The organism is Bacillus altitudinis 41KF2b (assembly GCF_000691145.1).
Classification (GTDB): Bacteria; Bacillota; Bacilli; order Bacillales; family Bacillaceae; genus Bacillus; species Bacillus altitudinis.
In genome coordinates, this window is sequence record NZ_ASJC01000001.1 from 723,228 (window position 1) to 745,160 (window position 21,933).

Here is a 21,933-nt window from a genome sequence, read left to right on the forward strand (position 1 = left end):
CTCCTTTATATTCTCCCTCTTGTCTTACATTTTAACATGATCTTATGAAAAACATGGCGATCTTTTTTTGAAAAAAAACGATGGCCGATGAATTCAGCTTTGTTTTTAACAAGAAATTCGCTAAAATAGAAGAAAAGGAGTGTCTGGATGAATCATCCTTCAAAACAAGAAATTGGGCGTATATTAAAAAGCAGTAAGCGAATTGCAGTTGTAGGTTTGTCAGATCAGCCGCACCGAACGTCCTATATGGTTTCAAAAGCCATGCAAGATGCCGGTTATGACATCATTCCTGTCAATCCAACGATTGATGAAGCACTTGGGGTAAAAGCGGTCGCCTCTTTAAAAGACATAAAAGAGCCTGTTGATATCGTCAATGTCTTTAGACGTTCTGAGTTTTTGCCTGAGGTGGCGAAAGAATTTCTTGAAATAGACGCACCTGTTTTTTGGGCGCAGCAAGGCGTATATCATGAAGAGGCAAAAAGGCTGATTGAGGAAAATGGCAAGGTCGCCATCATGGACTTATGTATCAAAGTGGCTCATGCGATGACAAAAACTCATTAAATCGTCAAAAATCCTTGGTTTTTCAAGGATTTTTGCTTTTTTGTTGCAGAAATATATTTGCGATTCTAGAAGAAAGCGATAAAATAAGGCGACAGGGACCTATCGGTGACCTTGCATATCGAGAAAAAGAGCGATAAGATAAATTTAGAACATTTGTTCTGTTTTGCTAAAACCATCATATGATTGCATTTGGCTTATGAAACAGTCTTGTTTATAATGGACTTCTAGTTCTGATTGCAGAATGTAGAACATTCTCATAACCGTGCAAAAGAGCATGTATCGCTGAATCACACATGCATGGTGATGATGCAGCTTATTAAAGTGGACAGTAATGAGCAGCATGATCATCATTAAAATCTAGAGAGATCATTGATGATTAGCCGGTTATGTTTGTTAGTGAAAGGGGATTAAGCATTTGGTTAAAAAGCAGCAAGTAGATTATAACGATGATTCTATTCAGGTGCTAGAGGGGCTTGAAGCCGTCCGTAAACGCCCAGGGATGTATATTGGATCGACGGATTCACGCGGTCTTCATCACCTTGTCTATGAGATTGTAGATAACTCTGTCGATGAAGTGCTCGCTGGCCATGGAGATCATATCATTGTCAAAATACATAAAGATAACAGCATTTCCGTCCAAGATAAAGGGCGCGGAATGCCTACTGGTATGCATAAGCTTGGAAAACCGACACCAGAAATCATTTTAACGGTCCTGCACGCAGGCGGAAAATTTGGTCAAGGTGGTTATAAAACAAGTGGTGGACTTCACGGAGTTGGGGCGTCCGTTGTGAACGCACTTTCAGAGTGGCTCACCGTGACGATAGAACGCGATGGATTTATTTATCACCAGCGCTTTGAACATGGCGGAAAGCCAGTCACATCACTTGAAAAAATCGGGAAAACTAAAAAGACCGGTACACTGATTCATTTTAAGCCAGATCCAACGATGTTCAGTGTCACCACCTATAATTTTGATACATTATCAGAGCGTTTAAGAGAATCAGCCTTTTTATTAAAAGGGCTAAAAATAGAGCTGATTGATGAGCGCCATAATGTGCAGGAAACCTTTTATTATGAGACAGGTATTGAAGCGTTCGTTGCTTATTTAAACGAGGAAAAGGATGTACTTAGTGAAGTCGTTTCGTTTGAAGGCGAACATCAGTCCATTGAAGTCGATTTTGCCTTTCAATTTAACGACGGATATTCAGAAAATATTTTGTCGTTCGTCAATAACGTAAGAACCAAAGATGGCGGTACGCATGAGTCTGGTGCAAAAACGGCCATGACGAGAGCCTTTAATGAATATGCACGCAAAGTGACCCTTTTAAAAGAAAAAGACAAAAATTTAGAAGGTACAGATATTCGTGAAGGCCTGTCAGCTGTTATTTCTGTCAGAATTCCTGAAGAACTTCTTCAATTTGAAGGACAAACAAAAGGAAAGCTTGGAACGAGTGAGGCAAGGTCAGCTGTTGATGCCGTGATTTCTGAAAAATTGGCTTATTTTCTTGAAGAAAACCGCGAAACGGCGACACTGCTTGTGAAAAAAGCGATTAAAGCGCAGCAGGCAAGAGAAGCGGCTAGAAAAGCAAGAGAAGAAGCAAGGAGCGGCAAGAAACGGAAAAAATCTGAAGCAACACTCAGCGGAAAATTAACACCTGCTCAATCTAGAAACCCGGCAAGAAATGAACTGTATCTAGTAGAGGGCGACTCTGCTGGTGGATCAGCCAAGCAAGGACGTGATCGAAAATTCCAAGCGGTGCTGCCGCTTCGAGGAAAGGTCATTAATACAGAGAAAGCAAAGCTTGCGGATATTTTCAAAAACGAAGAAATCAACACCATTATCCATGCCATTGGCGGCGGGGTTGGTGTCGATTTTAATGTAGAAGACATCAATTATGACAAAATTGTCATCATGACAGATGCTGATACAGATGGCGCGCATATTCAGGTTCTATTGCTTACATTCTTCTACCGCTATATGAAGCCGCTGATTGAGCATGGCAAAGTATTCATTGCCCTTCCGCCTTTATATAAAGTTAGCAAAGGCTCAGGGAAGAAAGAAGTCATTGAATATGCTTGGTCTGATGAAGAAATGGATGATGTACTAAAGAAAGTTGGAAAAGGATATACGATTCAACGCTATAAAGGTTTAGGTGAAATGAATGCCGACCAGCTATGGGAAACGACAATGAATCCAGAGTCGAGAACGCTTGTCAGGGTGAAGATCGATGATGCTGCACGGGTGGAGCGCCGCGTCACGACACTGATGGGTGACAAAGTAGAACCACGCCGTAAATGGATTGAAAAGAATGTCGCCTTTGGACTTGATGAGGAAAGCAACATTCTTGAAAATGAAAACTTGTCGCTAGCTGAGGAGGTTTAAACATGGCACAACAAGAACGATTTCATGATTTACCGTTAGAAGAAGTGATTGGGGACCGTTTTGGTCGCTATAGTAAATATATTATCCAAGATCGTGCACTTCCAGATGCACGTGATGGATTAAAGCCTGTACAACGAAGAATTTTATATGCAATGTATGCGGAAGGAAATACACAAGATAAAAACTTCCGTAAAGCTGCCAAAACAGTCGGTAACGTCATTGGTAACTATCATCCGCATGGTGATTCTTCTGTTTATGAAGCAATGGTGAGAATGAGCCAGGATTGGAAAGTGCGAAATGTGCTGATTGAGATGCATGGAAATAACGGGAGTATCGACGGAGATCCTCCTGCTGCCATGCGTTATACGGAAGCAAGGCTTTCTGCAATTGCATCAGAGCTTTTAAAAGACCTCGACAAGGAGACGGTCGAATTTGTCGCGAACTTTGATGATACAAGCAAAGAGCCTGTTGTCTTACCAGCGATGTTTCCCAACCTTCTTGTGAACGGGTCAACAGGGATTTCAGCCGGTTATGCGACTGATATTCCACCGCACCACCTAGGAGAAGTGATTGATGGCGTGATTAAGCGAATTGAACAGCCGCATTGTACGGTTGAAGATTTAATGACAGTCATCAAAGGGCCTGATTTCCCAACAGGCGGGATCATTCAAGGTGTGGATGGAATTAAGAAGGCATATGAAACAGGAAAAGGAAAGATTATGATTCGCGGAAAAGCGGAGATTGAAACCATCCGCGGTGGACGCCAGCAAATCGTGATCACAGAAATTCCTTATGAAGTGAATAAGGCCAATCTTGTCAAAAAGATGGACGAGTTCCGCATTGAAAGAAAAGTAGAAGGGATTTCTGAAGTTCGGGATGAGACGGACCGTACCGGCCTTCGGATTGTTGTAGAGCTGAAAAAAGAAGCGGATGCGAATGGTGTCTTGAATTTCTTATATAAAAATTCTGATCTGCAAATCCCTTATAACTTTAATATGGTCGCGATACATAACAGAAGACCGACTTTAATGACGCTTACAACTGTACTAGACGCTTACATTGCTCATCAAAAAGAAGTGATGACTAACCGCTCAGCATACGAGCTTCGAAAAGCAAAAGAACGTCATCATATTGTAGATGGGTTAATTAAAGCTCTTTCCATTTTAGATGAAGTCATTGCGACGATCCGTTCGTCTAATGATAAGCGTGATGCGAAAAACAATTTGATGGAGAAATATGATTTTACAGAAGCACAATCAGAAGCGATTGTTTCTCTCCAGTTATATCGTTTAACAAATACAGATATCACTCAACTAAGAGACGAAGCAAGAGAGCTTGACGTGCGAATTGCAGAACTTGAAGACATTTTAGCGAATGAGAAAAAGCTGTTTAAAGTCATTACGAACAACTTGAAGAAGTTGAAAAAGACGTATGCTGATGAAAGACGATCTGTTATTGAGGAAAAAATTGAAGAAATTAAGATTAACCTTGAAGTGATGATCGCATCAGAGGACGTGTACGTCACAGTCACAAAAGATGGATACATCAAACGGACAAGCCAGCGTTCCTATGCTGCATCAAACGGTAAGGACTTCGGTATGAAGGATACAGACCGACTGATTCACCAGTTTGAAATGAATACAACAGATGTTCTTCTGCTCTTTACGAATAAAGGGAGCTATATTTACTGTCCAGTTCATCAGCTGCCAGATATACGCTGGAAAGACATGGGGCAGCATATTACGAATATTATTTCGATTGATCGCGATGAATCCATTCAAAAAGCGATCCCAATTAAAGAATTCGATGAATCATCGTATCTCTTGTTCTTCACAAAAGGCGGTATGGTGAAGAAAACAGAGCTTCTCCAATATAAAGCGCAGCGCTATTCAAAACCGCTTGTCGCCTTGAATTTAAAAGGTGATGATGAACTTGTAGATGTTCATGTCACAACAGGTCAGCAAGAATTGTTTATTGCAACGAAAAATGGCTATGGATTATGGTTTGATGAAGAAGAAGTGAGTGTGGTCGGTCCGAGAGCGGCTGGTGTGAAAGGCATCAATTTAAAGGACGGAGACGAGGTGGTCTCTGGACAAATGATTGATCCGAAGAACAATGTGCTTGTTCTCACGACACAAAGAGGTGCTGTGAAGCGGATGAACCTCTCTGAATTTGATAAGACATCAAGAGCAAAACGTGGAGTGATCATGCTAAGAGAATTAAAGAAAAACCCTCACAGAATTGTTGCTGTGATTGCTGCTTCACTGCACGATACACTTGAGATTGATACGGAAAAGGGTGCCACGATCCCGCTCGATATTTCCACACTAAGAGCAAATGATCGTTATAGCAATGGATCGTTTATTTTAGATGAGGAAGAGCAGGGAGAAGTAACTCAAGTTCTTTTATCACCTGCTGCATCTGACCAAGATGACAATAAATAAGCAAAATGAAAACCCCCTGCGTAAGGCAGGGGGTTTTTTATGATGAGGTCAATTTAACTCTCGTGATTGCCAAACATGCTTGTGATGGCATGCACTACTTCAATTCCTTGGTAAACGAAAAGAGAAAGTGAAGTGACAGAGAACAGACCTAGAATGAATACTCTTAAGAAAAATAACATCGTGTAAAACCTCCCAATTTTTGTTTGATTTAAATGGTTGGGTTAACACGAGCTACTCGGAAATTCGAAGACTGGTAGAACACTGCAAGTAAATGCTTCTTTTTCCGGTCAAATCGATCAGTATAAGTGATGCGTGCAAATCCAGCTGCCATACTGCCAATGACTAGCAGTGCTGTAAATGCCGCAAATACTGCGTTCACATGTTTTTGTTTCTTTTCATCGCCTGCTGTCTGAACGATTTTCATTTCATGTGATTCTTGATCAGCAACCACCTTTGCATGATGGTATACCTGAACGGAATGAGGCATTGAGAACAAATGAAAACTTGCAAGTGCTATGAATAAGACTGCTAATTTTAACAGCATATTTTTTTTCATTTTTCTCACCCCTTCCTGTTTATTTTCATGATCTTACCACGTTTTCAGTTATTTGAAAAGTCTTATTTTTTTACTTTCCCTCTTTAAAAAAGCGCTAAACATCAAGACATCTATAGGACTGTTTCACTTCATGAAAGGTTTCAATTTTATTTATTAAATTTAAAAAAAGTACCGAGATCAAAGATCTGGCACTTGTCAAAAAGAATGTATTGATGTCGGTTTTGCAACAGCTTTTGTAAAGATTCCTGCAATACAAATGGCAAACAGAACAAAAATAAACGCATGAAGCAGACCGACTTGATTGGCGAGCAGTCCTAAAACAGGGGGCCCTGATAGAGAGGCTGTATACCCAGATAAAGTGACGATACTGACACGTTTGACAGCATAGCGGCTATCATCACCAGCTGCTGAAATGGTCAGCGGGAAGCCTAAGGACGCGCCAAGTCCCCATAAAAAGATAGATATCATACACACGACGAGTGAAATCTTTAAAATCACCAAGAATAGTCCGGCGGCAGCAGATAAGATCGCGACTCTTAGCAACAGCACCCTGCCAAAGCGATCAATGAAACGTCCGCTCAGTAATCTGCCACTAATCATCCCGCACAAAAATAATGCATAGATGACCGTACTCATTGAATGAGAAACCTGATAGCCATCAACCATTGCTAGTGGAATCCAATCATTTGCAGAACCTTCTACAAATGCGAGACATAAGGCAATCATCGCTAATGAGATCGTCCGTTTGTTCAGCCATGATGTTTGAGAAGCCTCAACTGATTCTGTCTGCGTCTCATCCGAATCTTTTCCTGTCCCGTGCGGAATAAACCGTGTACAAATCAGGATACTGAGAAAGAAAAGGAGTGCAATGGTGAGAAGGTGAATGAGGACAGACACACCTAAATAAATAAAGAGAATTCCGGCACCTGCACCAATTAACGTTCCAATACTGAAAGAAGCATGCAAAATCGGCAGGATCGTTCTCTTGATCTGATACTCAATCTCCGTTCCTTCTAAGTTCATGGCTACATTGCACATACCTGAGCCTGAACCAAAAAGAAAAAGACCAGCAGTGACAATTAGCGTAGAAGAGAGGGCGGCGCCGATTGCAAGGGTTGAGAATCCAATAAACATCAAAAAAGCGCTGACCACAATCGCCACTCGGCCGCCTTTTTTGCGAACGAATACATTGGAAAGAATCAGCCCGACAATGGAACCTACAGATAGGCCGAGTAAAATGAGTCCCATTGTGCCTGTATCTGCTTGCAACAAATCTCTCACTTCTGGTGTTCTTGAAAACCAAGTGGAGATGGAGATCCCAGACATCGTAAAAATAACAATGATCGCTTTATACCACTTTAATTTCATCTAATCCCTCATATCTATGTAGTCATACAGAACAAATCTACTCGATTATAAATGAGACTTCCTGATTCGTAAATAACATGAGGGAGGATCATCATGAAGAAAATATTCCAACTTCATCATTCTTTGATAGAATAAAGACAAAAGGGGCGATACATATGTCATATCGAATAGGTGTTTTAAAGGGAGACGGGATTGGACCGGAAATTGTTAATTCTAGTATGCGTATTTTAAAGACAGCGCTGTCACAGTTCAATGAACCATTTGTGGAATTTGTAGAGTGTCCTATCGGTGCTGAAGCCATTCATTCTCATCAAGATCCAGTGCCAGCATCTACAATAGCCGTCTTGAAAAAATGCCATGGCTGGATATTAGGACCTCATGATTCAGCTTCATATCCTGATCTATTGAAAGAAAGAAGAAATCCAAGTGGAGAACTGCGTCATACATTTGATTTATTTGCAAATATTCGTCCATCGCAATCGCTGCCAGGTGTGAAAAGCGTTGCCAGTGGTGTCGACCTTGTCATTTTTCGAGAAAATACAGAAGGCTTTTATCCAGACCGGAATATGTATCAGGGGACAGGAGAGTGGATGATTACACCAGATGTCGCCATATCTACAGGTGTGTTTACAAAAAAAGCAATTACCCGTATTGCCCACGCAGCCTTTCAACGTGCAGTGGAGAGGAGGGGGAAAGTCACCATTGTTCATAAAGCGAACGTGATCAAATTAGGATCTGGCTTGTTTTTACGAACATGTCAAGAGGTAGCGAAAGCATATCCGCAAGTGGAGGTTGAGGATATTCATATTGATGCGATGGCTGCTCATTTAGTGAGACGTGCAGGTGATTTTGATGTGATTGTGACAGAAAATATGTTTGGCGACATATTATCTGATCTTGCAGGGGAACTAGTCGGCAGTTTAGGAATGGCACCCTCATTAAATTGTAACGAAAATCAAGCGATGGCACAGGCGGCACATGGTTCTGCACCGGATATTGCTGGTCAAAATATCGCCAATCCAATGGGCATGATTCTTTCTACAGTGATGCTTTGTAACTGGCTACATGTGAAATATCAAGATGAAAGATTAAAACAGACAGCCAGTCTGATCGAACATACTCTTGGTGAGACCTTAAAAAAGAACTTGAAAACGAAGGATTTAGGAGGAAATGAGACGACGACACAATTCACCGAGGCATTCATTCAAACGATGAATGAAGTTTCAATAAAAGGGAGATGAACATGAAAACAGAAAAAGAAAAGATGATCAAGGGAGAATACTATCACCCAAATGACCACACATTGATGGCAGATCGAGCAAAAGCGCGACAATTGACATTTGCCTATCAGCAAACAAATGAGCCATCACAGAGAATGGCCATTTTAAAGGAGCTTTTAGGCGCTTGCGGAGAAGATGTGGTGTTTGAAGGCAGAATACAATGTGATTATGGATACAATATCGAGGTTGGTGAGCATTTTTTTGCGAATTTTGATGCTGTGTTATTAGATGTTTGCAAGATTACAATTGGAGATCATTGTTTGTTAGGTCCGAATGTACATATATATACAGCTGGACATCCGTTAAATCCGGAAGAACGTCAAACAGGTATTGAATTCGGCAAACCAGTTACAATTGGACATCATGTATGGATTGGCGGCGGTGCCATTATCAATCCAGGTGTGACAATCGGAGATTATGCTGTCATTGCATCAGGATCCGTTGTGACAAAAGATGTTCCGTCAAATGTGATTGTTGGCGGGAATCCTGCAAAAATCTTAAAACATTTAGAGGAATGAAAATCTGACGAATCAACCGTTGGATTTTCATTTTTTATTTTATCTCAATAAGATAAGTATACTTAATAATGAGACAAAGAAAATTCAATTGTTGTTTAACTTCCTAGAATATATATTATGTAAACTAAAAAGAAAATATAAAGGTGAATTTAGATCAATTATTTTATACCCATCTTTCTATACATGTTTCCAATGATAATTACGTCTTTTACTTGCTTGAACAGCTCCCTTGTCTCTATGACAAAAATTCAATCATGTTCTTTCCTCCCATCAGTGGTCTTCATTATCAAAGTTTATTTACATGAAAATCTGTATCAATTTACCATGATAAAAAAACGTTCTAACCATAAAATAAGAACTCTCCTTACCATTATCCAAAAAGTTAAGAAAGGTTGTTGAGTGATTGAAGATGAAAAACAAATTGATCATTCCAAATATCGCCTCATCTACTAGAGAATTGGGGCTTAGATACAATGGTGATAATAAATAATGGAAACATTAATGGAAATCTTAAAGGTGTATGGAAGGATCATTACTATCATCCCCTGTCTTTTAATTATGACATTGTTTATGGGAAAACGGGCCATCGGAGAAGTGCCTGTATTTGATTTCTTGATCATTATTGTACTTGGTGCTGTGGCAGGGGCAGATATCGCTGATCCGGATATTCCTCATGTGTATACATTTTTAACAATAATAGCTATAGGGGTCTTACAAATTATTGTATCAAAATTGAAATTAAAACACCGAGCTTTTGAACGAATGATAACATTTGAACCAACTATTGTTATCCGAAATGGTGTTTTTATTGTAGGAAATTTAAAAAAAATCCGATATTCCTTAGATAATGTCTTACAAATGTTAAGAGAAAAAGATATTTTTGATGTAAATGATGTAGAGATAGCTTTAATCGAACCAAATGGGAAACTAACAGCTTTTAAAAAACCACATAAATTGACTATTACTGCAGAGGATTTAGGAATTAAAAAAGCATCTGATAATATTGCTTATCCTGTTATTATTGAAGGTAACATAGAAAATCAGATTCTCACTCAATTACATTTAAATGAACAGTGGCTTATTCAGGGAGTTACAAAAGAAAGATCTGAAAATGGGTGATATTTTTTATGCATCTGTTAATGCGAACCATGAATTGCACGTATCATTAAATAGTCACCACAAATCCTTTAAGCCGGAGATAAATCATTAGTCTCACTTTTTTGTATATCCAGTACTGCTTGTAGAAATTCTCCAATAGCAATTAATCATCACTCCCCTTCACCCTGTAAACGTTTAAAAGAGCGATGTGCAATGTCGTATGCTACGACATCATAAGTCCTCCAAATAGGCTTTAGGCGAACTCCATCGCCCCGTTCACAGATGTATTGGAATTAGGGTGATCATTAACCTTGTAATTCATTTCTTTCAAAACGAGCGATATCTTTCATTGCTCCAATTACAATTAAGATATCGTTTTTCTGAATTTGTTCATGAGCAAGCGGGGAAATAATCACTTCTTTCCCTCGTTTGATAGCTACAATATTGATTTGATATCTTGCTCTAATATCAAGGTCAAGTAATGACTGATTTTCTAAATGGCCGTTTGCTTCAACCTCAATTAGTCCATATTCATCAGATAACTCCAAGTATTCGATGACATTATTTGTAATGATTTTATGCGCGATTCTTTTCCCCATATCTCTTTCTGGATGAACAACTCGATCGGCCCCAATTTTATTTAGTAACTTTTCATGGTAGTCGTTTTGTGCTTTTACCGTTACCAGCTTAACACCAAGTTCCTTTAATATAATGGTTGTTAAAATACTAGCCTGGATGTTTTCACCTATAGCCACTATGACATGATCAAAGTTTCGCATTCCTAAGTTTTTCAATACGGCTTCATCTGTTGAATCGCCAATGACTGCATGCGAAGCGATTTGCGCATATTCGTTTACACGATCTTCATTTAGATCTATAGCTAGCACTTCAAGTCCCTCTTCACTTAATGCTTTACATATACTTCCCCCGAAACGACCTAACCCGATAACAGCAAATTCTTTTTTTGGCATTTTAATGACTCCTTTTGTTGTCTATCAAATCTTTTCTCTATTTAAATAAAAACATCAGAGATAAACATTCCTATCCCTATTCGTTATATAATAACATTAAAATTTCAAGTGAGTGAAAGTAGGATAGGAAATGTTTAAATACGATCATTTTTTTAAAAAACCAGTAAAATTAACGCCTCCTCAAATTTTATTGTTTGGATTTTTGACGGTCATAGTGATAGGGGCATTTATTTTAACTCTACCAATCTCCACTGTTGAATCCATCTCAATCATTGATGCTTTCTTCACAGCTGTTTCCGCTACAACGGTTACAGGTTTAGCTGTGGTTGATACTGGAACAACCTTTACTTTATTCGGACAAATTATCATTATGCTGATGATACAAATTGGTGGGCTTGGTTTTCTAACTTTAGCTGTCATGGTCATTTTGTTATTTGGTAAAAAGGTAGGTTTACGAGAGAGATTATTGGTTCAAGAGGCTTTTAATCTGACAAATATAGGTGGTATTGTACGTCTTATAAAGGTTTTGTTTATCTTTTCAATAACATTCGAGTTAATGGCTACGTGTATATTATCATTTCGGTGGATACCGGAATATGGTTTTTTTAAAGGGATGTACATCAGTTTATTTCATGCCATTTCTGCTTTTAATAACGCTGGTTTTTCTCTTTTTTCAAATAGTTTGATGGACTATGTACATGATCCACTGATTAATTTGACCATCACCTTCCTGTTTATCATTGGTGGTCTTGGATTTACAGTGATATTTGACATTTGGAATAAGCGGAGATTTAAATTGTTATCAATCCATTCGAAACTGATGATCATAGGAACCCTCATAACAAATGGTGTTGCGCTTTTACTCATCTTTTTAATGGAATTTGGAAACCCCCATACTCTAGGTTCTATGAATCTTCTTGATAAATTTTGGGCCTCTTATTTTCAAGCTGTAACACCAAGAACTGCAGGTTTTAATTCGATTGATATAGCACATATGCATGAAAGCTCTTTAACTCTTATGATGCTTCTTATGTTTATTGGTGCGGGAAGTGCGTCCACAGGAAGCGGAATTAAGTTAACAACGATGATGATCATTTTGATCTCTGTCCTGCATTTTCTGAAAGGGAATAAAGAACCGGTTATCTATAGACGTACAATAAAACATGATGTAGTTATTAAGGCATTATCTATTAGTTTTATCAGTTTATGTTTTGTGTTTATCACTATTTTTTTATTGACTATGACTGAAAAAGCTCCTTTTATTGATATTGTCTTTGAAACTTTCTCAGCATTTGGTACGGTAGGTCTTTCAATGGGGTTGACTCCGGATTTAACGTTTTTAGGTAAGGTTATTCTGGCGATCCTTATGTTTATTGGTAGAGTAGGTTCTCTCACCATCGTATTTATCTTTATGAAACGAACGAGAAGCCCAATACGTTATCCTGAGGGAGAAGTATTTGTCGGTTAAAGTTAAAATAAACTTTAATGGATTCACCATGCTGAAGGTGAATCCATTTTTCATTACAAGAAGTTACTTTCCAGTCTCAGCAAACTGTTTCAATCGATCTCCAATTTCATCTCTTACCCTTTGGAAAAATGACCACTTCTCTTCTTCTGTTCCTTCTGCTTTTGCTGGATCATCAAAGCCCCAATGGACACGTTCGACATGAGGAGGAGTCATCGGGCATTTATCAGCTGCGTCACCGCATAATGTTACGACTAAGTCAGCGTGATGCAATATCTTCTGATCAATCAGGTCAGACGTTTGATGAGAAATATCAATCGCTATTTCTTTCATTGCTTTTACAGCATTCGGATTTAATCCATGAGCTTCAATACCAGCGCTATAGACCTTCCACTCATCTCCAAGATGCTTTTTAGCCCAACCTTCAGCCATTTGACTGCGGCAAGAATTACCGGTACATAAAAAGTAAATTGTTTTCTTTGACATGTTGATCGTCTCCTTTAATGTATAATCATTAGCCAGAAATACAACGCTAAAAGTGTGATGAATAGTGTTGGTACAGTTAAAATGACCCCTATTTTGAAATATGTCCCCCAGGAAATCTTCACACCTTTTTGAGAAAGGACGTGGAGCCATAGTAGTGTTGCTAAGGAGCCAATGGGCGTAATTTTCGGTCCTAAATCAGAACCAATGACATTTGCGTATATTAACGCTTCTCTCATCATTCCTTGTGTATCGGTGCCGGAAATGGCTAATGCATCGATCATGACCGTCGGCATATTATTCATGACAGATGAAAGAATCGCTGCGATAAATCCCATACCAAGAGTCCCTGCCAATAAACCTTGATCTGCTACAGCTTGAATCACGCTTGAAAGAGCATCAGTAAGCCCTGCATTTCGCATGCCATAGACAACAACGTACATACCTATGGAAAAGAAAACGATCGCCCAGGGAGCTTCTTTTAGAACGCTTTTTGTTTGAACAGCAGGGCTTTTTTGTGCAATGACCAAGAATAAAATGGCAATCACTCCAGCTATGACCGATACAGGTATAGATAAAAATTCGCTTGCAAAATAACCAATCAACAAAAAAGCTAATATATACCAAGATAATCTAAACATCTTTGGATCTTTTATTGCTTCCCTAGGTTGCTTTAACTCAGTCATATCATAGCGTTTTGGTATACTCTTTCTAAAGAAAAGGTACAGCACAGTGATACTCGCTAGCAATGAAAAAAGGTTTGGAACAACCATTCTGGATGCATATTCAATAAACGTAATGTTGAAATAGTCGGCTGTTACAATGTTCACCAAATTACTTACGACAAGTGGAAGCGATGTTGTATCTGCAATAAACCCACTTGCGATAATAAAAGGGAATACTATTTTTTCATTGAAGTGTAATGCTCTGACCATGGCTAAAACAATGGGTGTCAAAATAAGTGCTGCACCATCGTTTGCAAATAAAGCAGCGACGATTGCCCCAAGGATGGTCACATACACAAACATACGTAGCCCACTGCCTTTTGCAGCCTTTGCCATATGCAATGCTGCCCATTCAAAAAAGCCGATTCGATCAAGGATGAGTGAAATGACGATAATGGCGACAAAAGCTAAAGTCGCATTCCAAACAATGCCTGTCACGGTGATCACATCGTTTACATTCACAACACCTACGATTAATGCTAAAATAGCTCCTCCACAAGCGGACCACCCTATGGATAAATTTTTTGGCTGCCAAATAACCAGTACCAAAGTGAACAAAAATATGATTAATGATAAAACGGCAAAACTCAAACCCATCCCTCCTTACGAACAAGAAATGTTTGTTGCTTTATGTTGTATACTTTTTAAAAGGTCATCTTCTTTATCAATTTGATTTAAGATGATCCGAATCGTCTCAAATTCTGGAGACAGTGTATTGATTGAATAATAACGCCACTGCCCTTTTCTGTTCTCATGAACAAATCCAGCTTTTTTTAATTTTCGTAGATGCTGACTAATCGCTGGTTGACTCATTTCGAACATATCTACCAGTTCACAAACACAATATTCTTTCTCCAAAAACAATTTCATCATGATCAGTCTTGTTTGATCACTGAGTGTTTTTAAACAATTCGACATATGTGTCACACCAATTGAAACATCTGTAGTCACAATGATTCCCCCTCTTTTCAACTCCTTCAATAGTATATAACTGAAAACTTATATAATCAATTGATTATATGAATTCAAACAAAAATTGATTCGTGTGAAAATGATTGATTTAAATACCGACTTCTCTTCTTCAAATGAAACCACATATTTATTTAAATAGCCCAGTTCTCCTAATTGGCAAAAATGTGTTGATAAAAACAAAAGACAGAGATCTTGTGCCTTTTATCATTCGAGTGAAATTAAATAATCAAGAAGAAAAAACTTACGAGGCAAAGGCGGTTATACATGCCCACTGGTACGTGGAAAAACCATAACCCAATAAATGCTGAAGGGATTATGACAGAAAATGAACAATCGAATGGTATTCCTGATATTTTAAATCGCGATCTGACTCGGTATCAGAATTGCAGTAGTTGGCATTGGGCATTCTGCTGTTAACACTTTGCTCGAGCTGCCAAAGCTAAAAGAGACATCAAAAAGCACAGAAATGATATGGATTTTAAGAAAGCAGGATATTAGTGAGGTATTAAGAGGAGAAAACAATGATCAATTGCCTGCAAGAGGTCAACTAGACTAGATGGGAAGGACCCTTCTTGATGTCCTTTGATCAGAAGGAGAAAGAGGGTCCATTAATAAAGATACAGTTATTGTTTCAACTAATTAAAGGACCCTTGTTCTTGTCTTGGTACAAATTAGATAGGTCATAAAGGTTTTTGGGGTAATTCCATTATTTGAATCTCCATTCCCCATGAAGTTGTGATATAGAAAAATCCAAGAGGGCTCAGCTCTCTAACTTTAACATCAGACTGTTCTGCAAAATATTTTAAAGCCTCTTCTATATTGGTGACTGTAATAGCTAGATGGGCTACACCGATATCACTGGGTTTTAGGTGAACATTCTGTTGATCTGGCGTCGACCATTGAACCAGTTCGATCTTTCTACCGCCATATTGCAAAAATGCCGCCCCTTCTACAACTGAATGTTCGTGAACCCCAAAGTATCTTTTTAAACTATCGTCCTCAAACTGCATCCGTCCTGGCCGGAACAAGACTTCAAAACCCAAAATATGAGTGAAGAATTCAACTGCTACTTCGATATCGGGTACTACAAATCCTGAATGCTCGATTGTGCCTTGGAAAATTGTATTTTTCATATCGCTAAACCCCTTTGATTTTTTGGAAGTAAATGTTTCATTATAAAGTGGTATTTAAAGTAGCTATATCAATCTTTTGTGATTTCTATATCTTTTTTGAATATCCATTAAAATTTACATGTTCCATCTGAACAATATTCATCGAGCGACGACTCTAATTTATGCTCTTCAACCTTACGATTCCCGTACTCTTCTTTCCATACCTGTTGTAATGTTTCTAAAAACACTTCGCTAGGTTGTGCTCCTGAGATGACATATTTATCATTCACAACGTAAAAGGGCACGCCCTGAATCCCAATTTTAGATCCCTCGGCTCTATCAGCTGCGATATTCTCGCTATATTGATCATTTGATAAAACATCCAAAGCTTCGTTGCCATCAAGACCTATTTCACTTGAAAGTTGAGCAAGTGTTGCGTGATCACCGATATCTAGTGAATCTGTGAAATGAGCTTTCAAAATACGTTCCATAAACTCCCGAATCTTCCCTTTCTCTTTTGCATAATAAGAAAGACGAAGTGCATCATATGAATTCGTAGGAATCATTGTATCAAATTGATAATCTAACCCAACCTCTTTTGCTTTCTGTTTCAATTGATTGTTCAGTACTTTTGCTTTTTCATATGGGACACCATGCTTAGAGGATAATACTTGATGGATATCCATTCCTGTATTTTTTTTCGCATATGGATCTAATTGAAAATGTCGAAATAAGACTTCGACCTCTTCTTTATGTTCAAACTGTTCTAACCCTATTTCAAATTGACGTTTGCCAATATAACAAAACGGGCAAACAAAATCAGACCAAATTTCTACTTTCATCCTATGTTCCCCCTTTATGATTTTAATGAATGTATTTTGTCTATTCTTCTTTATTACGCTTTTGAACGTGCGAGGTGGGATGATGTTAATTAAAATCTTTTTAACTAATCCCACCAATGCTCTTTTTTAAAACGTTCGTGCTACCGTTTTTGCTTTTTCAATTGTTGAAGTAACAATTTCTTCTTCTTTAGTTGGATCATAGTCAATACCTTCAACAAAAATCGTTGGTTCCACTTCAATTCCAACAAACTTCAGCGCACCTCTTACGTAAGAATCGGAATGTTCCATTCCAATTGCCTGCGAATAAAATCCTCCCATACCATGAATATGGATTGCTTTTTTCCCTTTCATCAATCCTTCTGGACCTTCTGATGTATATTTAAACGTTTTTCCAGCACTCATGATTGTATCAAAATAGGCTTTTAATAAAGGTTGGATTCCTAAATTCCACATTGAAGACTGAATGATATATTTATCTGCTTCCATAAATTGCTTTGTGAATGCATTCACTGCTTCTATTTTTTGTGATTCAACATCTGTTAGCACTTCCCCACTTCTTAACTTCTTTTGTCCAGTTAAAAAATCAGCATCGATTAATGGCACATTTGCATAATAGACATCTACTTCTATTATTTCATCCGTTGGATTTACTTTCTTATATTCAGTGATAAATGCTCTAGCAACTTGCGTACTTCTTGATTGTTCCTCACTTTGAGGTGTTCCTTTAACAAATAATACTTTTGACATGATCATTTCCCCTTTATGATTTTGATTTTGAATACTTATAAAAAGAATGCACACGCAATATTTTGGTATGACCCTAAATGATTCCTATAATTTCTGCTGAATCAACAACCTCATACAAAAAGCTGATTTAATGATTATAGACAATGGGCATTTTTCCGATTAATTGGTGTTGCCTAGCAGCGTCATACATGAGTTTAGCGACATTTTCCCTAGATACGGACATTTTAGCTGGCTGATCGCCGAATGAATAACCGTAAGATTGCCCGTTGTATTTGATATTAGGATTAATGATTCGAACGACTGTCCAATCCAGGTTCGATTCTTTAATCAGTTCTCCTATCTTCTTCATTTCGGCATAACCATTTGGCATGAGAAGTTTAGGCAATATTCTTGGCAATATCGTCGATAAGCTTTTCTTATCGTCTTTAGATTGCAAGGCTGGCGTCGCGAGTGTAATCAACCTTTTTTTGGTGAACTTCTTCATCGCTTTGACAATTCGGTTATGTCCGTCGGCGATCGGTGTACCTTTTTGTTTTCGAGACAAATCAATGCCGGGACCTAAGGTGCTTATCACGACATCAGCTTCTGAAACTGCCGTTTCAATAGCTGAAGTGTTCGTTAGTTCACCCGTTACAATGCGTAAATTCGAATGCTTTTGCTTGATTTTCTCAGGGTTTCTAACATATACCGTAACGATATCTCCGTTTTCTAGTGCAAACTGTGTTAAAAGTTGACCGATTGCACCAGTTGCCCCAAAAATAGTGATATTCATGGTCGTCTATCTCCTTTTGTTATTCAGAATGATCATAATGATTTCCTTGATCAAAAACCTTTCTTAATAACATGTGTTATTTAAGCAACGCGCGTTGTATAATTGATGATAAGATGAAAAAGAATAATAAACAATAACCAAAATAGCCAATATGTAGTTTACGCAACACTTCTAATGTATTGTCGTTTTTAGACAAGATGATGAACCCTAAAAGGAGAAGAAAAAATGATTATGCCAAAAAAAGATCCGAGAATACTTCGTACAAGACAATTGATTGTAGACTCTTTTCTTTCGTTAGCTAGTGAAAAAGATTTCAACCATATAACGGTACGTGATATCACAGAAAAGGCTACTATTAACCGGGCTACATTTTATGCGCACTTTGACGATAAATTTGATTTGTTACATTCTACAATCACCAATACATTTACAGACAAATTGAAAAAAAGACTCAATGATCACGATGGATTCAATGAAAAAGTCATTGCAAATATTTTTCTAGCCATGTGTGATCATCATAAAGAGATAAGCGACCTATGTCCCAAAGGTTATCATTCTTTAGGAACTATTATCGAAAGTAAAATTAAAGAGGAGTTACAGAAACTAATAGCTGATCTTATGCTAAAAGGAACAAAAAACATCATCGAATTAGAGGATAAACAAATGGTAACAACCCTATCTACTATGCTAAGTTGGGGGATATACGGAGCTGCATACACATGGAATAAGGATGGAAGACTTATTTCATCAGAGGAGCTAGTGACTAAGACCCTGCCTATCTTTAAAAATGGCATGAGTCAGTATTATCTTTAATGAAAATGATGTTAACAATCTGCTTGAGCCGGCAGTGCTATAAAAAATATTAAAAAAACACAGAAATGGTATGGATTTAAATAATGGTGTATTTGGAGGAGTGCAAGAGGTCAATTAGGCAGGCTCGATTTGTTGTTGCTTAAATGACAAAACTTCTACGACCTTCTCAATAAATTAAATCGGTCGTAGAAGATGGCCCTTATTTGTTGTACTGTAAATCAAATATTCTGGGATATTTCTTTTAAGAATTGCTTTCTCTTTTCATCTGTTGTTAAATTCACTCTAGAAAAATGAATCCATTTCGTGGATTCATTTTTCAATCCCAAATCTGCTAGCGTTCTGTTAATAAAAACGCTTTGAATGGCATTTCCAGCTTCAGATTCTATATACTCTTTATCTGTAGTTGATGTTGAGATCACGGTTGTTTTTTTTATATTTGTTAATAAACCTTTTAAAGTACCAGTATTTTGATCTTCAATGAATGCGAAACCGCTTAACATCACTTTATCAATAAATCCTTTTAAAATAGCAGGTAGATCCCACCACCAGACTGGGAATATAAATACCAATTCTGTTGACTGTTTTAATTTTTCTTGATAATCCTTCACTAATAGATAAGGCGTTTTTCCTTTATGAAAATGCTTTAATTCTTCAGCTGTAAAAACAGGATTAAATCCATCTTTATATAAATCGATCACTTGAAACGGTTCTCTCTTTGTTTCTAATTTTTCTGTTATGGAAGTCAAAATGGCATGATTATAACTTCCATCCCAAGGATGTGCATAGACAATCGTTTTCATTATTCATTCACCCTTTTTCTGAGTTTTGTATCATTTTTTGATGTACATTCATTTTATTATGTGCTATAACATACTACAAGTACGGTAATCAAAGTGCGATACTAACCCAAAGGAGAGTATAAAATGAATGAGGAGTCCTTCCAGACGAGAGCTGAGCTAAAAGATACTGGTTTTGGGTATACTTTGTCATTAATTGGTGGGAAATATAAAATGCCAGTTCTGTATGCTTTATATTCAAACGATGGTCCTGTTCGCTATAATCAGCTGAAACGTAAGCTCGGAACGATTTCTTTTAAAACATTAACCAATACACTAAAAGAGCTTGAAGCGGATCACTTAATTCATCGTAAAGAATATCCCCAAGTGCCTCCAAAAGTAGAATATAGTTTATCTGAAAAGGGTTTATCACTGATGCCTGTATTAGATGAGATATGTTATTGGGGAGAGGAACAAATGAAAAATAATTAGGTAGAGTGGAAAGAAAGCTACTACGGTTTAAACATGCTTTCTAAAGTAGCTTTCTTCTCATCTTATATCAATCCCATTGGCTCATTTTGTTGATGCGCTAACTCCATTCCTTCTGCCAGATAGAGAGCGTTCTTCTTATCTAAATCATCATCAGGCCAATTGTGGATCAGTTGACGCAATCTAACTGCAACGGTCTTACAAACATCTGGCATTAAGTAACTATCAGAATCCGAAAGATTCAGCAAAGGAATGATGTCATCTGTAAAGTTTTCAAAGGGTATGTCCGCGTCAAATCTCTCCATTTCATCTAAATTCATTTCGCAAATATTACTCGTGATTGAACCTATAATAGGACAACGAAGCACGCAACGCACTATTCTACCAGAGTCCTAAGGTTATGTTGATTTAATCCCTGCCCCACAAAGAGGGATGATAATGGTTTCTTCTGATTCCTTTTGATATTTCATGTAGCCAGCAAAATTGATGGCAGATGTCACTTCGACATAAAATCCTTTCTGACTCAGTTTAGAGCGTGCATGTATAATTTCTTCTTCTTCAATATCAATAAACGTACCATTCGTCTTGTATACAGCTTCTAAAATTTGTTTGGAGCGAGCCGGGGCAGCAATAGCGATCCCTTCTGCTACAGTCCCTTTATTTGTCACAGGCGTTGCTGATTCCTCCGCATGTTGAAAAGCTTTCACAAGTGGTGCGCAGTTCTTTGCTTGTACGGCAATAATTTTCGGTATTTTATGAATGAGACCATTTTCGAATAACTCTCTAAAGCCATAATACGCACCGAGCAGCAGAGTGCCGTTTCCAACCGGAATAATTAAAGCATCCGGTGCTCCTTTTAGTTGCTCATAGATTTCATAGGCGTATGTTTTTGTACCTTCGAAAAAATAAGGGTTATAGACATGGCTTGCATAAAAAACGTTTTCTTCGTCTACTGCCTTTTGGGCCGCAGCTGCAATGTCCTCTCGTGTACCATGAATTTCTTTAATCGTTGCTCCGTGGGCTTTTATTTGAGCGACTTTTTTAGGTGATGTTTGATCACTTAGATAGATGTCACAGGCAATACCACAACGCGCCGCATACGCAGCAATTGCCGTTCCTGCATTCCCGCTGCTATCAGCAATGACTTTTGTTACCCCTAATTCCTTAGCTTTTGTCATTAACACAGCTGCTCCACGGTCTTTAAATGATAGTGTAGGCATCATATAATCAACTTTTACATAAGTGTTTGGTTCATTAGGATCTAGAACGATTAAAAGAGATTGGCCCTCGCCCATTGTCACAGTTTCCCACGTCTTAGAACCTTTTGGAAATGGCATGGTTTCAACATAACGCCATAATGAATTTGGATAGTGATCCCAAGCTATGACGTCTATTTTCGGGGTATCTTTCACTAGATTGAATACTCCACCACAATCACATTTCCATAGAGTTGGTGTCATCTCATATTTTTTCCCGCAATCGTTACAACTTAATTGATTCATTCTTCATCTGCCCCTTTGAATATTTTTTTATACAAAATATAATTTTTTATATAGGG

The 21,933-nt window shown here is 38.0% G+C and carries 23 protein-coding genes; 9 read left to right on the forward strand and 14 right to left on the reverse strand.

Annotation, left to right across the window (positions count from 1 at the left end):
- The first annotated feature begins 147 nt into the window (after nt 1–147).
- From BA79_RS03705 to parC, 3 genes are all read left to right on the forward strand, one after another.
- A complete protein-coding gene (locus BA79_RS03705; protein WP_007499324.1) occupies nt 148–561 on the forward strand; it encodes a CoA-binding protein in 414 nt (137 codons plus the stop codon).
- Nucleotides 562–976: 415 nt separating this feature from the next.
- Nucleotides 977–2,944 carry a DNA topoisomerase IV subunit B gene (gene parE / locus BA79_RS03710; protein ID WP_025207402.1) on the forward strand — a complete coding sequence of 656 codons (1,968 nt, stop codon included), beginning with the start codon at nt 977–979 and terminating at the stop codon, nt 2,942–2,944.
- Between the two features lie 2 nt (nt 2,945–2,946).
- Nucleotides 2,947–5,388 carry a DNA topoisomerase IV subunit A gene (gene parC / locus BA79_RS03715; protein WP_035391924.1) on the forward strand — a complete coding sequence of 814 codons (2,442 nt, stop codon included), beginning with the start codon at nt 2,947–2,949 and terminating at the stop codon, nt 5,386–5,388.
- Nucleotides 5,389–5,441: 53 nt separating this feature from the next.
- Here the strand turns inward: parC and BA79_RS19795 are convergent, their stop codons facing one another.
- The 3 genes from BA79_RS19795 to BA79_RS03725 form a co-directional block, all read right to left on the reverse strand.
- A complete protein-coding gene (locus BA79_RS19795; RefSeq protein ID WP_008343787.1) occupies nt 5,442–5,567 on the reverse strand; it encodes a hypothetical protein in 126 nt (41 codons plus the stop codon).
- Nucleotides 5,568–5,596: 29 nt separating this feature from the next.
- Nucleotides 5,597–5,944: a hypothetical protein gene (locus tag BA79_RS03720; RefSeq protein ID WP_008343786.1), complete on the reverse strand. Its 348-nt coding sequence runs from the start codon at nt 5,942–5,944 to the stop codon at nt 5,597–5,599.
- A 195-nt stretch (nt 5,945–6,139) separates the two neighbouring features.
- Nucleotides 6,140–7,312 carry an MFS transporter gene (locus BA79_RS03725; protein ID WP_035700946.1) on the reverse strand — a complete coding sequence of 391 codons (1,173 nt, stop codon included), beginning with the start codon at nt 7,310–7,312 and terminating at the stop codon, nt 6,140–6,142.
- Between the two features lie 77 nt (nt 7,313–7,389).
- Between BA79_RS03725 and BA79_RS03730 the strand changes: the two genes are divergently transcribed.
- The 3 genes from BA79_RS03730 (at nt 7,390) to BA79_RS03740 (ending at nt 10,229) form a co-directional block, all read left to right on the forward strand.
- Entirely contained in the window at nt 7,390–8,553 is a 1,164-nt protein-coding gene (locus BA79_RS03730; protein ID WP_035700948.1) for an isocitrate/isopropylmalate dehydrogenase family protein, read from the forward strand.
- Nucleotides 8,554–8,555: 2 nt separating this feature from the next.
- Complete coding sequence (locus BA79_RS03735; RefSeq protein ID WP_035700951.1) at nt 8,556–9,110, forward strand: sugar O-acetyltransferase; 555 nt, start codon at nt 8,556–8,558, stop codon at nt 9,108–9,110.
- Between the two features lie 489 nt (nt 9,111–9,599).
- Nucleotides 9,600–10,229, forward strand: coding sequence for a DUF421 domain-containing protein (locus BA79_RS03740; RefSeq protein WP_345917538.1), 630 nt, complete (start codon nt 9,600–9,602; stop codon nt 10,227–10,229).
- Nucleotides 10,230–10,513: 284 nt separating this feature from the next.
- Here the strand turns inward: BA79_RS03740 and BA79_RS03745 are convergent, their stop codons facing one another.
- The gene (locus tag BA79_RS03745; protein ID WP_035700953.1) at nt 10,514–11,179 is read right to left on the reverse strand and encodes a potassium channel family protein; all 666 of its coding nucleotides are present in this window, start codon (nt 11,177–11,179) and stop codon (nt 10,514–10,516) included.
- Nucleotides 11,180–11,309: 130 nt separating this feature from the next.
- Here BA79_RS03745 and BA79_RS03750 point away from each other — a divergent pair, with 130 nt between their 5' ends.
- Complete coding sequence (locus BA79_RS03750; RefSeq protein WP_035700955.1) at nt 11,310–12,647, forward strand: TrkH family potassium uptake protein; 1,338 nt, start codon at nt 11,310–11,312, stop codon at nt 12,645–12,647.
- Between the two features lie 63 nt (nt 12,648–12,710).
- Here BA79_RS03750 and arsC read toward each other — a convergent pair whose 3' ends face one another.
- The 7 genes from arsC to BA79_RS03785 all read right to left on the reverse strand — a co-directional run bounded on the left by arsC (nt 12,711) and on the right by BA79_RS03785 (nt 18,297).
- Nucleotides 12,711–13,130, reverse strand: coding sequence for an arsenate reductase (thioredoxin) (gene arsC / locus BA79_RS03755; RefSeq protein WP_035700958.1), 420 nt, complete (start codon nt 13,128–13,130; stop codon nt 12,711–12,713).
- A 14-nt stretch (nt 13,131–13,144) separates the two neighbouring features.
- Nucleotides 13,145–14,443 (reverse strand): arsenical efflux pump membrane protein ArsB, encoded by a 1,299-nt coding sequence (locus BA79_RS03760; protein WP_035700960.1) that lies wholly within the window; start codon nt 14,441–14,443, stop codon nt 13,145–13,147.
- Between the two features lie 12 nt (nt 14,444–14,455).
- The gene (gene aseR, locus BA79_RS03765) at nt 14,456–14,803 is read right to left on the reverse strand and encodes a metal-responsive transcriptional regulator AseR (RefSeq protein WP_025207408.1); all 348 of its coding nucleotides are present in this window, start codon (nt 14,801–14,803) and stop codon (nt 14,456–14,458) included.
- A 701-nt stretch (nt 14,804–15,504) separates the two neighbouring features.
- Nucleotides 15,505–15,957, reverse strand: coding sequence for a VOC family protein (locus BA79_RS03770; protein WP_017359572.1), 453 nt, complete (start codon nt 15,955–15,957; stop codon nt 15,505–15,507).
- Nucleotides 15,958–16,064: 107 nt separating this feature from the next.
- Nucleotides 16,065–16,778, reverse strand: coding sequence for a DsbA family oxidoreductase (locus BA79_RS03775; protein WP_035391913.1), 714 nt, complete (start codon nt 16,776–16,778; stop codon nt 16,065–16,067).
- 126 nt (nt 16,779–16,904) lie between these two features.
- A complete protein-coding gene (locus tag BA79_RS03780) occupies nt 16,905–17,525 on the reverse strand; it encodes an FMN-dependent NADH-azoreductase (protein ID WP_025207412.1) in 621 nt (206 codons plus the stop codon).
- Between the two features lie 127 nt (nt 17,526–17,652).
- Complete coding sequence (locus tag BA79_RS03785; RefSeq protein WP_035700963.1) at nt 17,653–18,297, reverse strand: NAD(P)-dependent oxidoreductase; 645 nt, start codon at nt 18,295–18,297, stop codon at nt 17,653–17,655.
- A 225-nt stretch (nt 18,298–18,522) separates the two neighbouring features.
- Here BA79_RS03785 and BA79_RS03790 point away from each other — a divergent pair, with 225 nt between their 5' ends.
- Nucleotides 18,523–19,110, forward strand: a complete 588-nt coding sequence (locus tag BA79_RS03790; protein ID WP_035700966.1) for a TetR/AcrR family transcriptional regulator — start codon at nt 18,523–18,525, stop codon at nt 19,108–19,110.
- Between the two features lie 218 nt (nt 19,111–19,328).
- Here BA79_RS03790 and BA79_RS03795 read toward each other — a convergent pair whose 3' ends face one another.
- Nucleotides 19,329–19,910, reverse strand: a complete 582-nt coding sequence (locus BA79_RS03795) for an NAD(P)H-dependent oxidoreductase (protein ID WP_035700969.1) — start codon at nt 19,908–19,910, stop codon at nt 19,329–19,331.
- A 123-nt stretch (nt 19,911–20,033) separates the two neighbouring features.
- On the opposite strand from BA79_RS03795, the gene BA79_RS03800 reads away from it, so the two are divergent.
- On the forward strand, nt 20,034–20,378 hold the full coding sequence (locus BA79_RS03800; protein WP_035700972.1) for a winged helix-turn-helix transcriptional regulator: 345 nt from the start codon (nt 20,034–20,036) through the stop codon (nt 20,376–20,378).
- Between the two features lie 62 nt (nt 20,379–20,440).
- On the opposite strand, the gene BA79_RS19435 is transcribed toward BA79_RS03800, so the two are convergent.
- Both BA79_RS19435 and BA79_RS03810 read right to left on the reverse strand, forming a co-directional pair.
- The gene (locus BA79_RS19435; protein WP_035701082.1) at nt 20,441–20,695 is read right to left on the reverse strand and encodes a hypothetical protein; all 255 of its coding nucleotides are present in this window, start codon (nt 20,693–20,695) and stop codon (nt 20,441–20,443) included.
- Between the two features lie 78 nt (nt 20,696–20,773).
- Nucleotides 20,774–21,877, reverse strand: a complete 1,104-nt coding sequence (locus tag BA79_RS03810) for a threonine synthase (protein ID WP_035700975.1) — start codon at nt 21,875–21,877, stop codon at nt 20,774–20,776.
- Nucleotides 21,878–21,933: the final 56 nt, after the last annotated feature.

Coding starts and splice junctions, on each gene's coding strand:
- BA79_RS03800 (WP_035700972.1), top strand. CDS start 20,034: ATGAATGAGGAGTCCTTCCAGACGAGAGCTGAGCTAAAAGATACTGGT.
- BA79_RS03730 (WP_035700948.1), top strand. CDS start 7,390: ATGAGGGAGGATCATCATGAAGAAAATATTCCAACTTCATCATTCTTT.
- BA79_RS03705 (WP_007499324.1), top strand. CDS start 148: ATGAATCATCCTTCAAAACAAGAAATTGGGCGTATATTAAAAAGCAGT.
- BA79_RS03750 (WP_035700955.1), top strand. CDS start 11,310: ATGTTTAAATACGATCATTTTTTTAAAAAACCAGTAAAATTAACGCCT.
- BA79_RS03720 (WP_008343786.1), bottom strand. CDS start 5,944: ATGAAAAAAAATATGCTGTTAAAATTAGCAGTCTTATTCATAGCACTT.
- BA79_RS19435 (WP_035701082.1), bottom strand. CDS start 20,695: ATGAATTTAGATGAAATGGAGAGATTTGACGCGGACATACCCTTTGAA.
- BA79_RS03785 (WP_035700963.1), bottom strand. CDS start 18,297: ATGAATATCACTATTTTTGGGGCAACTGGTGCAATCGGTCAACTTTTA.
- BA79_RS03780 (WP_025207412.1), bottom strand. CDS start 17,525: ATGTCAAAAGTATTATTTGTTAAAGGAACACCTCAAAGTGAGGAACAA.
- BA79_RS03770 (WP_017359572.1), bottom strand. CDS start 15,957: ATGAAAAATACAATTTTCCAAGGCACAATCGAGCATTCAGGATTTGTA.
- BA79_RS03790 (WP_035700966.1), top strand. CDS start 18,523: ATGATTATGCCAAAAAAAGATCCGAGAATACTTCGTACAAGACAATTG.
- parC (WP_035391924.1), top strand. CDS start 2,947: ATGGCACAACAAGAACGATTTCATGATTTACCGTTAGAAGAAGTGATT.
- BA79_RS03795 (WP_035700969.1), bottom strand. CDS start 19,910: ATGAAAACGATTGTCTATGCACATCCTTGGGATGGAAGTTATAATCAT.
- BA79_RS19795 (WP_008343787.1), bottom strand. CDS start 5,567: ATGTTATTTTTCTTAAGAGTATTCATTCTAGGTCTGTTCTCTGTCACT.
- arsC (WP_035700958.1), bottom strand. CDS start 13,130: ATGTCAAAGAAAACAATTTACTTTTTATGTACCGGTAATTCTTGCCGC.
- BA79_RS03745 (WP_035700953.1), bottom strand. CDS start 11,179: ATGCCAAAAAAAGAATTTGCTGTTATCGGGTTAGGTCGTTTCGGGGGA.
- BA79_RS03775 (WP_035391913.1), bottom strand. CDS start 16,778: ATGAAAGTAGAAATTTGGTCTGATTTTGTTTGCCCGTTTTGTTATATT.
- BA79_RS03740 (WP_345917538.1), top strand. CDS start 9,600: ATGGAAACATTAATGGAAATCTTAAAGGTGTATGGAAGGATCATTACT.
- BA79_RS03735 (WP_035700951.1), top strand. CDS start 8,556: ATGAAAACAGAAAAAGAAAAGATGATCAAGGGAGAATACTATCACCCA.
- BA79_RS03810 (WP_035700975.1), bottom strand. CDS start 21,877: ATGAATCAATTAAGTTGTAACGATTGCGGGAAAAAATATGAGATGACA.
- BA79_RS03725 (WP_035700946.1), bottom strand. CDS start 7,312: ATGAAATTAAAGTGGTATAAAGCGATCATTGTTATTTTTACGATGTCT.